This window comes from Pseudomonas sp. LRP2-20, assembly GCF_024349685.1.
GTDB lineage: Bacteria > Pseudomonadota > Gammaproteobacteria > Pseudomonadales > Pseudomonadaceae > Aquipseudomonas.
On sequence record NZ_AP025944.1, the window covers coordinates 1,409,339 to 1,422,870 of the forward strand.

11 protein-coding genes are annotated in these 13,532 nt (G+C 65.5%); 3 read left to right on the forward strand and 8 right to left on the reverse strand.

The window, feature by feature from the left end:
• Positions 1-2: 2 nt before the first annotated feature.
• The 4 genes from OCX61_RS06235 to OCX61_RS06250 all read right to left on the reverse strand — a co-directional run bounded on the left by OCX61_RS06235 (position 3) and on the right by OCX61_RS06250 (position 5,290).
• Positions 3-1,580, reverse strand: a complete 1,578-nt coding sequence (locus OCX61_RS06235; protein WP_261943036.1) for an aldehyde dehydrogenase (NADP(+)) — start codon at positions 1,578-1,580, stop codon at positions 3-5.
• Between the two features lie 155 nt (positions 1,581-1,735).
• Entirely contained in the window at positions 1,736-2,683 is a 948-nt protein-coding gene (locus OCX61_RS06240) for a dihydrodipicolinate synthase family protein (RefSeq protein WP_261943037.1), read from the reverse strand.
• Positions 2,684-2,726: 43 nt separating this feature from the next.
• Positions 2,727-3,653, reverse strand: a complete 927-nt coding sequence (locus OCX61_RS06245; RefSeq protein ID WP_261943038.1) for a 4-hydroxyproline epimerase — start codon at positions 3,651-3,653, stop codon at positions 2,727-2,729.
• Positions 3,654-3,676: 23 nt separating this feature from the next.
• Positions 3,677-5,290, reverse strand: coding sequence for an APC family permease (locus OCX61_RS06250; RefSeq protein WP_261943039.1), 1,614 nt, complete (start codon positions 5,288-5,290; stop codon positions 3,677-3,679).
• Between the two features lie 379 nt (positions 5,291-5,669).
• On the opposite strand from OCX61_RS06250, the gene OCX61_RS06255 reads away from it, so the two are divergent.
• Positions 5,670-6,452, forward strand: a complete 783-nt coding sequence (locus OCX61_RS06255; protein WP_261943040.1) for an AraC family transcriptional regulator — start codon at positions 5,670-5,672, stop codon at positions 6,450-6,452.
• Here OCX61_RS06255 and OCX61_RS06260 read toward each other — a convergent pair.
• Positions 6,440-7,327 (reverse strand): LysR family transcriptional regulator, encoded by an 888-nt coding sequence (locus OCX61_RS06260; protein ID WP_027918641.1) that lies wholly within the window; start codon positions 7,325-7,327, stop codon positions 6,440-6,442. The genes OCX61_RS06255 and OCX61_RS06260 overlap by 13 nt on opposite strands.
• Before the next feature lie 140 nt (positions 7,328-7,467).
• On the opposite strand from OCX61_RS06260, the gene moaB reads away from it, so the two are divergent.
• Positions 7,468-8,007, forward strand: a complete 540-nt coding sequence (gene moaB / locus OCX61_RS06265) for a molybdenum cofactor biosynthesis protein B (RefSeq protein ID WP_261943041.1) — start codon at positions 7,468-7,470, stop codon at positions 8,005-8,007.
• A gap of 103 nt (positions 8,008-8,110) precedes the next feature.
• On the opposite strand, the gene OCX61_RS06270 is transcribed toward moaB, so the two are convergent.
• Both OCX61_RS06270 and moaA read right to left on the reverse strand, forming a co-directional pair.
• Complete coding sequence (locus tag OCX61_RS06270) at positions 8,111-9,010, reverse strand: bestrophin family protein (protein ID WP_261943042.1); 900 nt, start codon at positions 9,008-9,010, stop codon at positions 8,111-8,113.
• Between the two features lie 20 nt (positions 9,011-9,030).
• A complete protein-coding gene (moaA, locus tag OCX61_RS06275; RefSeq protein ID WP_261943043.1) occupies positions 9,031-10,035 on the reverse strand; it encodes a GTP 3',8-cyclase MoaA in 1,005 nt (334 codons plus the stop codon).
• Between the two features lie 487 nt (positions 10,036-10,522).
• Here moaA and OCX61_RS06280 point away from each other — a divergent pair, with 487 nt between their 5' ends.
• The gene (locus OCX61_RS06280) at positions 10,523-12,853 is read left to right on the forward strand and encodes an FdhF/YdeP family oxidoreductase (protein WP_261943044.1); all 2,331 of its coding nucleotides are present in this window, start codon (positions 10,523-10,525) and stop codon (positions 12,851-12,853) included.
• Between the two features lie 121 nt (positions 12,854-12,974).
• Here the strand turns inward: OCX61_RS06280 and OCX61_RS06285 are convergent, their stop codons facing one another.
• Complete coding sequence (locus OCX61_RS06285; protein ID WP_261943045.1) at positions 12,975-13,436, reverse strand: Lrp/AsnC family transcriptional regulator; 462 nt, start codon at positions 13,434-13,436, stop codon at positions 12,975-12,977.
• Positions 13,437-13,532: the final 96 nt, after the last annotated feature.

A 13,532-nucleotide genomic window follows, 5' to 3' on the forward strand; every position in this document is an offset into this window, starting at 1 on the left:
GCTCAACCTTCCCGTTTACCGTCAAGCAAGCGCCGCAGCTGCAGCGGGTTGCCGCGCTGGAGCGCCTGTGGCAGCAGGGCATCGGGGAAGTCCTGGTAGCACACCGGGCGCAGGAAACGCAGGATGGCTGCGGTGCCGACCGAGGTGGTGCGGGCGTCGGAAGTGGCCGGGAACGGCCCGCCGTGGACCATCGCATCGCACACTTCGACACCGGTCGGCCAGCCGTTGACCAGAATGCGCCCGGCCTTGCGTTCCAGGGTCGGCAGCAGAGCGCGGGCGCTGTCGACGTCGGCATCGTCCAGCTGCAGCGTGGCGGTCAGCTGCCCCTCAAGGTGCTCGGCCACCTGGCGGACCTGCGCGTCGCTGGCGCAGGCCACCACCAGCGAAGCCGCGCCAAACACTTCGGCCTGCAACGCCGGGTCGCTGAGAAACGCTTCGGCCTGGGTCACGAACAGCTGCGCCTGGCACTGGTTCGGCCCTTGTTGTGCCTGCCCGCTGGCGGCAACGCTTGCGTTGGCGTTGCTGGCCAGGGCTGCAGTGCCAGCGGCATAGGCGCTGAAAATGCCTGGGGTGAGCATGGTCTGCGCGGCGGCCTGGCGCACTTGCTCACTGGCCGCGTCGATGAAGCGCTGCAGTGCCGGCCCCTGGCGGGCGATCACCAGCCCGGGGTTGGTGCAGAACTGCCCGGCGCCCTGGGTCAGCGAGGCAACGAAGCCTTGCGCCAACGCTTCGGCACGGGCCTGCAGGGCTGCATCGAAGAGGAACACCGGGTTGATCGAGCTCATCTCGGCGTAGACCGGAATCGGCTCTGGGCGCGCCTGGGCGGCTTGGCACAAGGCAATGCCACCGCTGCGCGAACCGGTGAAACCGACCGCCTTGATGCGCGGGTCGCTGACCAGGGCAATGCCGACTTCACGGCCGGCGCCGTACAGCAGCGAGAACACGCCTTCCGGCAGGCCGCAGTGTCTGACCGCGCGGGCCACGGCCTGGCCGACCAGTTCGCTGGTGCCGGGGTGCGCGGCGTGGGCCTTGACCACCACCGGGCAACCGGCGGCCAGCGCCGAGGCGGTGTCGCCGCCGGCGACCGAGAAGGCCAGGGGGAAGTTGCTGGCACCGAACACCGCCACCGGGCCCAGGGCCACCTGGCGTTGGCGCAGGTCGGCACGCGGCAGCGGCTGGCGCTCGGGCTGGGCGTGGTCGACCCGCACATCCAGCCATTCGCCACTGCGGACCACGCGGGCAAAGGTGCGTAATTGCATGCAGGTGCGGCCACGCTCGCCCTGGATGCGCGCCTTGGGCAGGCCGCTTTCGGCCACGGCGCGGTCGACCAGGGCATCGCCCAGTGCTTCGATTTCGCTGGCGATGGTTTCGAGGAAACGGGCGCGTTGCTCCAGCGAGGTTTCCCGGAAGCTGTCGAACGCCGCCCAAGCCAGAGCGCAGGCCTGGGCCACGTGTTCGCCGGTGCCGCCGGCGTAGGCGGGTTCGAGGACCAGGTTGGTGGCCGGGTCGATGGCGCGGATCGCATCGCGGCTGCCGGGCACGGCAGACTGGCCGATCAGCAGGTTGCCTGTCAGGGTCATGGGGCGTCCTTTGACGTCGAATTCAGTATCAGGGGGTACCACGCCCCCTGTGGGAGCGGGTTTACCCGCGAAGAGGGCGACTCGGTGCATGGCACCGGCTTCGCCGGTGTTCGCGGGTGAACCCGCTCCCACAGGGGCCGCAGTGCGTTTCGGGGTCAGGCCAGGTTTTGCTCGGCCGACCAGCTGGCGTACCACTTGCGGAACAGCGCGTACTGCTGCTCGGCGTAGTTGCGCTGGGCGTCGGTCAGCACGTCGGTTTCGTTGAAGTGCAGGCGGTACTCGGTGTCGCCGTTGAGCACCATCAGGTGCTTGTAGTACAGCACCAGGTCGCAGCCCTCATCGAACGACGACAGCACCGCCAGTGCGGCCTCCAGCTCACGCGCCAGGCGGCGGGCCTTGGCGTCGCCCTTGGCGGCCTGCTTGCTCAGGCTTACCAGCTGCAGCACTTCACGCGGCAGGGCGTTGCCGATGCCGGTGATGGCACCGGTGGCGGCGCAGTTGACGAAGCCATGTACCACCTGGGTATCGACGCCGACCATCAGGGTCACGTCGTTATCCTGGGAGGTGATGTGCTCGGCGGCGTAGCGCAGGTCGGCGCCACCGCCGAACTCCTTGAAGCCGATCAGGTTGGGGAATTCGCGGCGCAGTTCGAAGAACAGGTCGGCGCGGGTGGCAAAGCCGTAGTAAGGGCTGTTGTAGATCACCGCCGGCAGCTTCGGCGCAGCCGCGAGAATTGCCGAGAAGTGGTGTTTCTGGGCAATCAGCGAAGCTCCGCGGCTGAGCACGCGGGGGATGACCATCAGGCCGGCGGCGCCGACCTTGGCTGCGTGGGCAGCGTGGGCCACGGCTTCGCGGGTATTCACCGCGCCGGTGCCGACGATGGTCGGGATGCCAGCGGCCACCAGGCGGGCCACGCCTTCCTGGCGCTCGGCTTCGGTCAGCAGCGGCCAGTCGCCCATCGAGCCGCAGTAGACCACGGCGCTCATGCCGGCCTCGATCAGCTCGCGGCCTTTGCGCACCAGGGCGTCGAAGTCCGGCTTGCGTTCGGCGGTGCACGGGGTCATGAGGGCGGGCATGGTGCCGGTGAAGATGTTGTCAGTCATTGTTGTCACTCCTGGCGATATTCAGTGGTTTAAGAAGCCGGGTTCAGATGCCCCAGGCGAATGGATCCTGTTCGTCGATCAGCAGGGTGCTGTCGGCGGTCATGTAGGCGCGGCCGGTGATGAACGGGCGAATGCGTTCGCCGTCGCGTTCGTAGCGGCCATGGAACTGGCTGCCGGTGATGCTGGCCTGGACCCAGGTCTGGCCTTCTTCGAGCTTGCCGTCGGCGGCCAGGCAGGCCAGCTTGGCGCTGGTGCCGGTGCCGCAGGGCGAGCGGTCGTAGGCCTTGCCGGGGCACATGACGAAGTTGCGGCTGTCGGCATTGGCGTCGTCGGCGAACAGCTCGACGTGATCGATCGGCGCACCGTTTTCGCCGCTGATGCCTTGGGCTTCGAGGGCCTTGAGCATGGCCCAGGTGTACTCGGTGAGGGCTTCGCGGTTGTCCAGTTCGATGCGCTGGCCGTGTTCGGCTACCAGGAAGAACCAGTTGCCGCCCCAGGCGATGTCGCCGCGCACCACGCCATGGCCGGGCACGTCCACCGCCACTTGCTGGCGGTAGCGGTAGGACGGTACGTTGCCCACGGTAATGGCGCCGTCTTCATGCAGGGTGGCGCTGACCTGGCCGACTGGCGTGTCGATCTTGTGCACGCCAGGCTCGATCAGGCCCAGGTGCCGCAGCGAGGCGACCAGGCCGATGGTGCCGTGGCCGCACATGTTCAGGTAGCCGGCGTTGTTGAAGAAGATCACCCCGCAGGTGGCGTCGGCCGAGACCGGTGGGCAATACAGCGCGCCGACCAGCACATCGTTGCCGCGTGGCTCCAGCAGGCAGGCACGGCGCCATTGATCGTGCCGCTCGCGCAGTTCGTCGCGCTGTTCGGCCATGCTGCGCCCGTGCAATTGTGGGAAGCCTTTCATCACCAGGCGGGTCGGTTCGCCGCCGGTATGTGAGTCGATGACGTGAATCTGTTTCATGGGCGTGTCCATTGCTTGAAGGGTCAGGAGGCGACGGCGGCGGGGCGGCCGGTATAGGTTTCAGTGCTGGCTTCGCTTTCATCGTCGCCTTCCAGGCGCACCATGTGGGCCGGCACGCCGGTGGCGGCGCCCCAGTAGTAGATGCCCAGGGCGCAGGCGGCCACGGCCAGGGTGTCGAACGGGTGACCGAGCACGCCCAGGCCGCCGAAGCTGCCCAGCCAGGACAACAGGATGGTCACGGCGTAGAAGCCGATCAGCCAGGCCGACGAACGTACTTGCTGGGCCAGCGACAGGTGCTGGGTCGGGACGAAGCGACCGCACAGCAGGTACAGCACGAACATCACGATCTGCAGGGCCAGCAGCCAGGACACGGTGTTCCAGCCCGACCAGTAGACGATCAGCGCGGCGATGATGAACGACAGTGGGCCGAGCACGCCCATGCCCTTGACCCGGAACGGGCGCGGCATGTCCGGCGCATTGCGGCGCAGGGCGGCGACGGTGACCGGGGCCACGGCGTAGCTCAGTACCAGGGCCGCGGACACCACGTTGATCAGCGCTTCCCAGGAAGGAAACGGCAAGGTCCAGAACACCGACAGGCCGAAGGTCAGCCACAGCGCCGGGCGCGGGATGCCGGACTCGGCGTCGATGCGGGTGAAGTACTTGAAGAAGGTGCCAGTCTGCGCCCAGCCATAGACCACGCGCGGCGTGGCGTTCATGTAGATGTTGCCGCAACCGCTGGGCGAGATCACCGCGTCGGCCACCACCAGGTAGGCCAGCCAGCCGACCCCCAGGGCCAGGGCGATGTCACGGTAGGGCAGGGCCAGTTCCTTGGTCACCGCAGCCCAGCCGTTGGCGAGCATCTCGGTCGGCACGCTGCCGAGGAAGGCCAGTTGCAGCAGCGCATAGATCGCGGTGGACAGCAGCACCGAAAGGATCAGCGCGATCGGGATGGTGCGCTGCGGGTTCTTCACCTCGCTGGCCACCGAAATGATCGGCGTCAGGCCCAGGTAGGCGAAGATGATGCCACCGGCCGACACCGCCATTTCCACGCCGGACAGGCCGAACGGGGCGAAACCCTGGACCTCGAAGTTCTCCGGCTTGAAGAAGCTGAACAGCACGCCGATCACCAACAGCGGCACGATGAACTTGAACACGCTGACCAGGTTGTTGGCCTTGGCGAAGGTCTTCACGCTGCGGTAGTTGAGGAAGAAGAACAGCCCCAGCAAGGCGAACTGCACCAGCCAGCCGAGCACGGTCGGGTCGCTGGTGCCGACCTTGGTCAGCCCGGGGAACCAGGCTGCGGCGTACTGGCGCGAGGCGACCACTTCGATGGCGATCAGGCTGGAGAAGGCGATCAGGGTGATGAAGCCCATCAGGTAGCCGAGCAGCGGGCCGTGCGAGTACACCGGGTAGCGCACCACGCCACCGGCACGCGGCAGGGCGGCGCCGAGTTCGCAGTAGACGATGCCCAGCAGCAGCACGGCGAAACCGCCGAGGAACCAGGAGAGGATGCCGGCCGGGCCGGCGATGGCCGAGACGTGGCTGGCGGCGAACAGCCAGCCGGAGCCGAAGATGGCACCGAGGCCGATGAAGGTGAGGTCGAGCAATGACAGCTGTTTCTTGAATTTGCCTGACATGGGTGCGCCTTTTTGTAGGTTTTGGATAGGCAGGTCTGATGTCACGTGATGCGGCTTGTTACGGCCGCGCTGTTGTAGGTGTTGGGCGGCTTGCGTGGGGCATAGAGTGGACCCGAACGGGGCAGGGGTTCTTGATGGTTTTCTGCAGGGTGGATGACGAAATCGGCACAGTTGCGGAAAAGGCTGGCGGCTGCATGACCTTGATAGGTAGGCTGAAGGCCTTGCTGTATAAGGCTTTTAGAGATTCATGGGCATTGATGGCCCATTCGCGGGGCAAGCCCGCTCCCACAGGCTTACTACAATCCCAGAGTCTTGCGCGGTAGTTGTGGGAGCGGGCTTGCCCGCGAAGAGGCCAGTGCAGCCAATAGAGATTGCCCCGATGACAGATACCCCCCTGGCAACCCTGTACCAGTCCCTCGACCAGCATCGGCCGGCCACTCTGGAGGCCCTGCTGGCGGGTGTGTCGCTGTTGCTGCCGATCCTCGACGCGATCCCCAATGCCGCCATCTTCATCAAGGACCCGGCCGCCCGCTATGTGCTGGCCAACAACACCCTGGTCCAGCGCTGTGGTCTCAAGCGCCTGCAGCCGCTGCTGGGCAAGACCAGCGCCGAAGTGTTCCCGGCGCAACTGGGCCCCGGCTACACCGAGCAGGATCGCCGGGTACTCAAGGACGGCCTGGTGCTGCAAGACCAGCTCGAACTGCACCTGTACGGCAGCCGAGAGCCGGGCTGGTGCCTGACCCACAAGCGCCCGCTGCGCAACCCGGACGGCGAGATCATCGGCCTGGTGGGCATTTCCGTCGACCTGCAGTCAGCCGCCGACACCCACCCCGCCTACCAGCGCCTGGCTGCGGTGGACGAGCATATCCGCCGCCATTTCCACCAGCCGATCAGCATGAGTGAGCTGACCCGCATCGCTGGCATTTCCGTGGCGCAGCTGGAGCGTTACTGCAAGCGGGTGTTTCACCTCACGCCGCGGCAGATGATTCACAAGGCACGCCTGGAACACGCGCACCGGCTGCTGCATTCCGATTTGCCGATCACCGAAGTGGCGCTGCGCTGCGGCTACACCGACCACAGTGCGTTCAGCCGCCAGTTCAAGCAACTGACGGGCTTTACCCCCCGCCAGTACCGCCAGGCGACGGCGGATCAGGCCGGCTGAAACAGCAGCCTGGCTTCGTCGAAGCACTGCTCGGCAATCGCCGAACGTGGCTCGCTGCGGCGCAGCAGCAGGCCGACCGGGCTGTGGATGCTGGCGTCGGCGATGGGGATGATGCGCATGTGTTCGCTGAGGTCTTCCAGGCCGCAGCCCAGTGGCATGATCGCGCAGCACACGCCGGTGTTGATGGCCTGCACCAGCTGGAAGGTCGAGTCGCTTTCCAGCACGGCATTGGGCTCAAGGCCGCGGCTGCGAAAGCTCAGGTCCAGTGACTGGCGGTAATGCATGCCTTTGCTCAGCAGGCCCAGGGGAATATCGCCAAGCTCGTCCCAGCGCAGGCTGTCGGCGTCGAACTGGAAGTGCTGGGTGTCGAACAGCAGGCCCATGGTGGTGGTGCCCAGCTCGATCACTTCGAAGAAGTTGGCGTTGACCTGGTCGAGGTAGCAGATACCCAGGTCGAGCTGGTTGCGGCTCAGGCCATCCATGATCTGCTCGGTGCTGTGCGAGCTGAGCTGAAACTGCAGCTCGGGGTATTTCTCGCGCAGCGGCAGCAGCAGGTGCATGGGGTTGAAGCTGGCCAGCGGCACAGTGCCCAGGCGCAGGCTGCCGACCACCTGGCCTCGGCAACTGGCGGCCTCCGCCTGCAGGCCGTCATGGGCGGCGAGCAGGGTGCGGGCCCAGGCCAGGATGCGTTCGCCGGCTTCGGTGAAACCCTCGAAGCGCTGGCCGCGCTTGACCAGCACCAGGTCCAGTTCGTCCTCCAGGTTGCGCAAGCGCATGGACAGGGTCGGCTGGGTGATATGGCACAGCGCCGCGGCCTGGCCGAAGTGGCGGGTCTGGTCGAGGGCGATGAGGAACTTGAGCTGCTTGATGTCCATGGAAGTGCCTGGAGTCTGGTTGTGCAGACCTTAACCCACGTCTGCGATAGATGTCATTGATCGGCCGGTTCGCCATTTCGATTGGACGCTGCTCGGGCTTGCCTCTAGCGTGACGACAATGCCATTCAAGGAGCTTCACCGTGCGCGTCCAACCCGATGCGGTTTTCGTACCGCTGAACATCGCCGTGCTGACCGTCAGCGACACCCGTACCTACGACAATGACACCTCCGGCGAGCTGCTGGCCAGCCGCTCGGTGGAAGTTGGCCACCGCCTGGTGGCGCGGGCGCTGCTCAAGGACGACCTGTACAAGATTCGCGCTCAGGTGGCGGCCTGGATCGCCGATGACGACGTGCAGGTGGTGCTGATCACCGGCGGTACCGGCTTTACCGGGCGTGACAGCACGCCGGAGGCAGTGCAGTGCCTGCTGGACCGGAGTGTCGATGGCTTTGGCGAACTGTTCCGCGCCTTGTCCATTCTCGATATCGGCAGCTCGACGGTGCAGAGCAGGGCACTGGCGGGGATTTCCAACGGCACCCTGGTGTGCTGCCTGCCCGGCTCGACCGGCGCTTGCCGTACTGCCTGGGAAGGCATTTTGGTGGAGCAGCTGGATGCGCGGCACCGGCCCTGTAATTTCGTCAAGCATCTGAAGCCCATCGAAGCCTGCGAAAGCCGCGGCTAGCCAGCACCGGCCCTTTCGCGGGCAAGCCCGCTCCCACAGGAATTGCGCGCAACCTGAGGCCTGTGCTGTACCTGTGGGAGCAGGTTTACCCGCGAAAGGGCCATCAGCTCAACACAAAGTCCACCGGCAGCAACACCGGCGGCAGCGGCTCCACCCCCAGGGCCCCCAGCACATCCCGCTCCACCGTGCGTACCATGGCATCCATCGGCAAGTCGTTCTCATCCCGCCCGAACGGGTCCTCCAGCTCGTTGCCGATCGCATCCAGGCCAAAGAAGGTGTAACCGACGATGGTGGTGAACAGCGGTGCCAGCCAGCCCAGCGGTTCGGCCAGGGCAAAGGGCAGCAGCAGGCAGAAGATGTAGATGGTGCGGTGCAGCAGCAAGGTGTAGGGGAACGGCAGCGGCGAGCCCTTGATCCGTTCGCAGGTGGCCTGCACCTCGGTCAACCCGGCCAGGCGCTGTTCCAGCAGGGTGTAGCGCCATTCGCTGATCTGCCCTTGCTCTGCCAGCCGCGAGCAGTGGCTGCCGATGTCACGCAGGATGCCATCGCACACATTGTGCGCGGCCACCGGGGTGGCCTCGTTCAGCCATGGGCGCGTGGCGTTCTCTTCGCTTTCGTTGCGCAACCGCGCATTCAGCCCATGGGCAAAACCACACAGGCTGCGCAGTAGCTCGGCGCGCAGTTTCTCGTCGGCGATCACCCCACTTTCACGCACGAACGAGCGGGTCTCGATGATCAGCTTGCCCCAGGCCTTGCGCCCCTCCCACCAACGGTCGTAGCAGGCGTTGTTGCGAAAGCTCATGAAGATCGACAGCGACAGGCCAAGCAAGGTGAAGGGCGTGGCGCTGACCGGATAGAAGAATGCCGGAAAATGCCGCTCGACCAGCACGATCAGCGCGGCCAGCAAGGTGACCATCAGGCAGCGCAAGGCAATGCGCTTGACGATCGAACCCTTGAGGGTGAACAGCACGCGCAGCACATCGGGGCGGGGGTGGACGATCATGGCAATCCAGAGGCGGGCGCTTAGCCGCCGGTCATGTTCATGAAGCGCAGGATCTGCACCTCACCGCCGACTTCGAAATGATGGCGATAGGGCTTGAGGTGCAGCGAGTCGCGGATGGCCTTCTCCAGCCGCGCAGCATCGCCGGGGTGGGCGCGCAGCACCTGCTTGAGGTCCATCGAGTGTTCGTTGCCCAGGCACAGCAGCAGGCGGCCTTCGACCGTCAGGCGCACGCGGTTGCAGGTGGCGCAGAAATTGTGGCTGTGCGGTGAGATGAAGCCGACGCGGGTGTGTGCGGCTTCGGCCAGGCGCCAGTAGCGCGCCGGGCCCTGGGAGGACTCGGTGGACTCGATCAGGGTGAAGTGCTCGGCCAGGCGCTCACGCACTTCGTCGCTGGAGCAGAACGACTCGCCGCGCTCATGCTCGTTGATCACCCCCAGCGGCATTTCCTCGATGAAGGTGATGTCCAGCTCGCGGTCGATGGCGAAGCGCACCAGGTCGACCAGCTCGTGATCGTTGCGGCCCTTGAGCACCACGCAGTTGAGCTTGGTGCGCTGGAAGCCGGCCTGGCGTGCGGCATCGATGCCGGCGATCACCTGGTTCAGGTCGCCGGTGCGGGTGAGTTGCTTGAAACGCTCGGCATCGAGGCTGTCGAGGCTGATGTTCAGGCGCGTGACGCCGGCGTCGAACAGCGGCTGGGCCAGGCGCCCGAGCTGCGAGCCATTGCTGGTCATGCACAGTTCGCGCAGGCCGGGCAGGGCGGCGATGCGCCCGCACAGGTCGACGATGCCCTGGCGCACCAGCGGCTCGCCGCCGGTCAGGCGGATCTTGCGGGTGCCCAGCGCAACGAAGCGCTCGGCCACCTGGAACAGTTCTTCGAGGCTGAGGATCTGCTGGCGCGGCAGGAACTGCATGTCTTCAGCCATGCAGTACACGCAACGGAAGTCGCAGCGGTCCGTGACCGACATACGCAGGTAGTCGATTTTCCGGTTGAAGCCGTCGATCAGGGCCCGGCTGTTCTGTTCCACGTTGGCACTCGAAAGGAAGTGGGGGCTACAGGATCCAAGCTATAGCCTGTGGCCAGCCCCGTCAAATTGCTTTCCCCGACCGATTCATCAATGTCCTCTATCGGTTGGCGCAGGGGGGGTAGCGCCTGGGAGATCGAGCGCCGCCCGCGCGGCGCATCGCGAGCTGCGCTCGCTCCTACGTTTGTTTCGGGCCAGTAGTTCCTGGGGGATTTTCGCGCGAACGCCTTGGCGCATGGCGTGATATCACGTCGTACCAACAAGGCGGTCGCGCGCGCCTGCACAGGCGTTACTGGCCGGAAACAAACGTAGGAGCGAGCGCAGCTCGCGATGCGCCGCGCGGGCGGCGCTCGATTTCCCAGGCGCTGAAAATTTCCAGTCAAACTCTCATGATCGAAACCACTTATCACGCCGTAAGATCTTTCGATTAGACGTGCTTCCTTGCGCTCCATAGGCTGAAAAAAAGCATCGAAGCGTGAGGATTGACCGCATGAGCCAGGACCAACACATCAGGGACTACAAGGGCCCCGCCGCCGGCTGGGGCGCGCTGAAGAGCGTGACCAAGAGCTGGCTGGGCAGCGACAATGCCTTCAAGAACCTGCGGGCCATGCTCAAGACCAACCAGAACGGCGGCTTCGACTGCCCGGGCTGCGCCTGGGGCGAGTCGCCGGAAAGCGACATGGTCAAGTTCTGCGAGAACGGCGCCAAGGCGGTGAACTGGGAAGCCACCGGCCGCTCGGTGGACCCGGCGTTCTTCGCCAGGTACAGCGTCAGCGCGTTGCTCGACCAGACCGACTACTGGCTCGAATATCAAGGCCGCCTGACCCACCCGATGCGCTACGACGCCGCCACCGACCACTATGTCGAAACCACCTGGCAAGAGGCGTTCGAGCTGATCGCCCAGCACCTGCGCGCGCTCGACTCGCCTGATCAGGCCGAGTTCTATACCTCGGGCCGGGCCAGCAACGAGGCGGCGTTCCTCTACCAGCTGTTCGTCCGTGCCTACGGCACCAACAACTTCCCCGACTGCTCGAACATGTGCCACGAAGCCAGCGGCGCCGGCATGTCGGAAACCCTCGGGGTGGGCAAGGGCACCGTGGTGTTCCACGACCTGGAGCTGGCCGACGCGATCTTCGTCATCGGCCAGAACCCCGGTACCAACCACCCGCGCATGCTCGAACCGCTGCGCGAGGCGGTCAAGCGTGGTGCCCAGGTGGTGTGCTTCAACCCGCTCAAGGAGCGTGGCCTGGAACGCTTCCAGCACCCGCAGCACCCGTTCGAGATGCTCAGCAACGGCTCCGAACCGACCACCAGTGCCTACTTCCGCCCGGCCCTGGGCGGCGACATGGCAGCCATGCGCGGCATCGCCAAGTTCCTCTTGCAGTGGGAGCGCGAGGCCCAGGCCAAGGGCGAGCCGGCGGTGTTCGACCATGCCTTCATCGCCGAGCATACCAGCGGCGTCGATGACTACCTGGCAGCGGTGGATGCCACCTCCTGGGAGCACATCGTCAAGCAGTCGGGCCTGACCCTGGCCGAGATCGAACTGGCCGCGCGCATGTACCGCAAGGCCGAACGGGTGATCATGTGCTGGGCCATGGGGGTCACCCAGCATCGCCATTCGGTGCCGACCGTGCAGGAAATCGTCAACCTGCAGCTGCTGCGCGGCAACGTCGGCAAGCCCGGTGCCGGCCTTTCACCGGTGCGCGGCCACAGTAACGTGCAAGGTGACCGCACCATGGGCATCGACGAGAAGCCCAGGGCGGCCCTGCTCGACGCCATCGAGAAACGCTTCAAGTTCCGGGTGCCACGCGCCCACGGGCACAACGCGGTGCTGGCGATCAAGGCCATGGAAGAGGGGCAGGCCAAGGTGTTCATCGGCCTGGGCGGCAACTTTGCCCAAGCCACGCCGGATACCCCGCGCACCCACGCGGCGCTGCGCAACTGCGCGCTGACCGTGCAGATCTCCACCAAGCTCAACCGTTCGCACCTGGTCACCGGCCGCGATGCCCTGATTCTGCCGTGTCTGGGTCGTACCGAGATCGACCTGCAAGCCGAAGGGCCGCAAGGCGTGACCGTGGAAGATACCTTCAGCATGGTGCACATCTCCAACGGCCAGCTGCGCCCGCGTTCGCCGCACATGCGCTCGGAGCCGTGGATCATCGCCGGCATGGCCAAGGCCACCTTGGGCAACCAACCGATCGACTGGGAATACGCAGTGGCCGACTACAGCCGCATTCGCAGCATGATCGCCGACGTCATCCCAGGCTTTGCCAATTTCAACCAGCGCCTGCAGCACCCGGGCGGTTTCCACCTGGGCAACCAAGCGGCCGAGCGCAACTTCCGCACGGCCACCGGCAAGGCACGGTTCATGCCCCATGCGCTGCCTGAGGAACTGGTCAACGCCAAGGTGCTGGCGCGGGGTGACAAGCCGGACCTGATCCTGCAGACCATGCGTTCGCACGACCAGTACAACACCACGCTGTACGGGCTCGATGACCGTTATCGCGGGGTATTCGGCCTGCGCGAGGTGGTGTTCGTCAGCGAGGCGGACATCCGTCGCCTGGGCTTCGAGCCGGGCGAGCACGTGGACCTGGTGTCGCTGTGGGAGGATGGCGTGGAGCGGCGGGTTTCGGGCTTCCGCCTGGTGCCCTATGACATTCCCGATGGCCAGGCAGCGGCGTATTACCCGGAGACCAACCCGCTGGTGCCGCTGGAGAGTTATGGCGAGGGGACTTACACGCCGACTTCCAAGTTCATCGCGATCAAGCTGGAGAAGGCCAAGGCCGGGAACCGGATCGAAGCGGTGCTCGCTGCGGATTGATAAGCTGCCTGGGCCGGCCGCTTTCGCGGGACAAGCCCGCTCCCACAGGTTCACCACAGCATTCAAGATTTGCCAGGTACCTGTGGGCGCGGGCTTGTTCCGCGAAGAATCCAGCGCCGATTCAGGATCGATGTACCGGAAAGGCCGTGGTGTACTTCATCTGCTCCATGGCGAAACTGGAGGTGATGTTCGACAGCCCCTCGGTGCTGTTGATCAGCTTCTTGTAGAACCGGTCATAGGCTGCGATATCGCCTACCACCACCCGCAGCATGTAGTCCCAGTCCCCGGACATGCGATAGACCTCCATCACCTCCTCGAACCCCGTGACCGTGCTGGCGAACTGCTCCAGCCAGGCGCTGTCGTGGCGTTGGGTCTTGAGCTGGACGAACACGGTCAGTCCCAGCCCCAGACGTTCGGGGTCGAGCAGGGCGACACGGCCGAGGATGTAGCCGTCTTCCTCCAGGCGTTTGACCCGCTTCCAGCACGGCGTGGTCGACAGGTTGACCGCTTCGGCCAGGTCCTTGAGCGAGATCGAGGCGTCGCGCTGCAGCAGGGTGAGGATGTGTTGGTCGAAACTGTCCATGGCAAGGTCAAACCATCGAGAAGAATTTTCTCCAGATTACCCCAGGCCTAGGAAAATTTCCTGAATCGGCCCGGCATTGCCGCCGCGCCAGGTTGT

What these genes read in the sequence shown, in the direction of transcription:
- OCX61_RS06235 (WP_261943036.1), bottom strand. Translation starts at nt 1,580, where the DNA reads ATGACCCTGACAGGCAACCTGCTGATCGGCCAGTCTGCCGTGCCCGGC.
- OCX61_RS06240 (WP_261943037.1), bottom strand. Translation starts at nt 2,683, where the DNA reads ATGACTGACAACATCTTCACCGGCACCATGCCCGCCCTCATGACCCCG.
- OCX61_RS06245 (WP_261943038.1), bottom strand. Translation starts at nt 3,653, where the DNA reads ATGAAACAGATTCACGTCATCGACTCACATACCGGCGGCGAACCGACC.
- OCX61_RS06250 (WP_261943039.1), bottom strand. Translation starts at nt 5,290, where the DNA reads ATGTCAGGCAAATTCAAGAAACAGCTGTCATTGCTCGACCTCACCTTC.
- OCX61_RS06255 (WP_261943040.1), top strand. Translation starts at nt 5,670, where the DNA reads ATGACAGATACCCCCCTGGCAACCCTGTACCAGTCCCTCGACCAGCAT.
- OCX61_RS06260 (WP_027918641.1), bottom strand. Translation starts at nt 7,327, where the DNA reads ATGGACATCAAGCAGCTCAAGTTCCTCATCGCCCTCGACCAGACCCGC.
- OCX61_RS06270 (WP_261943042.1), bottom strand. Translation starts at nt 9,010, where the DNA reads ATGATCGTCCACCCCCGCCCCGATGTGCTGCGCGTGCTGTTCACCCTC.
- OCX61_RS06280 (WP_261943044.1), top strand. Translation starts at nt 10,523, where the DNA reads ATGAGCCAGGACCAACACATCAGGGACTACAAGGGCCCCGCCGCCGGC.
- OCX61_RS06285 (WP_261943045.1), bottom strand. Translation starts at nt 13,436, where the DNA reads ATGGACAGTTTCGACCAACACATCCTCACCCTGCTGCAGCGCGACGCC.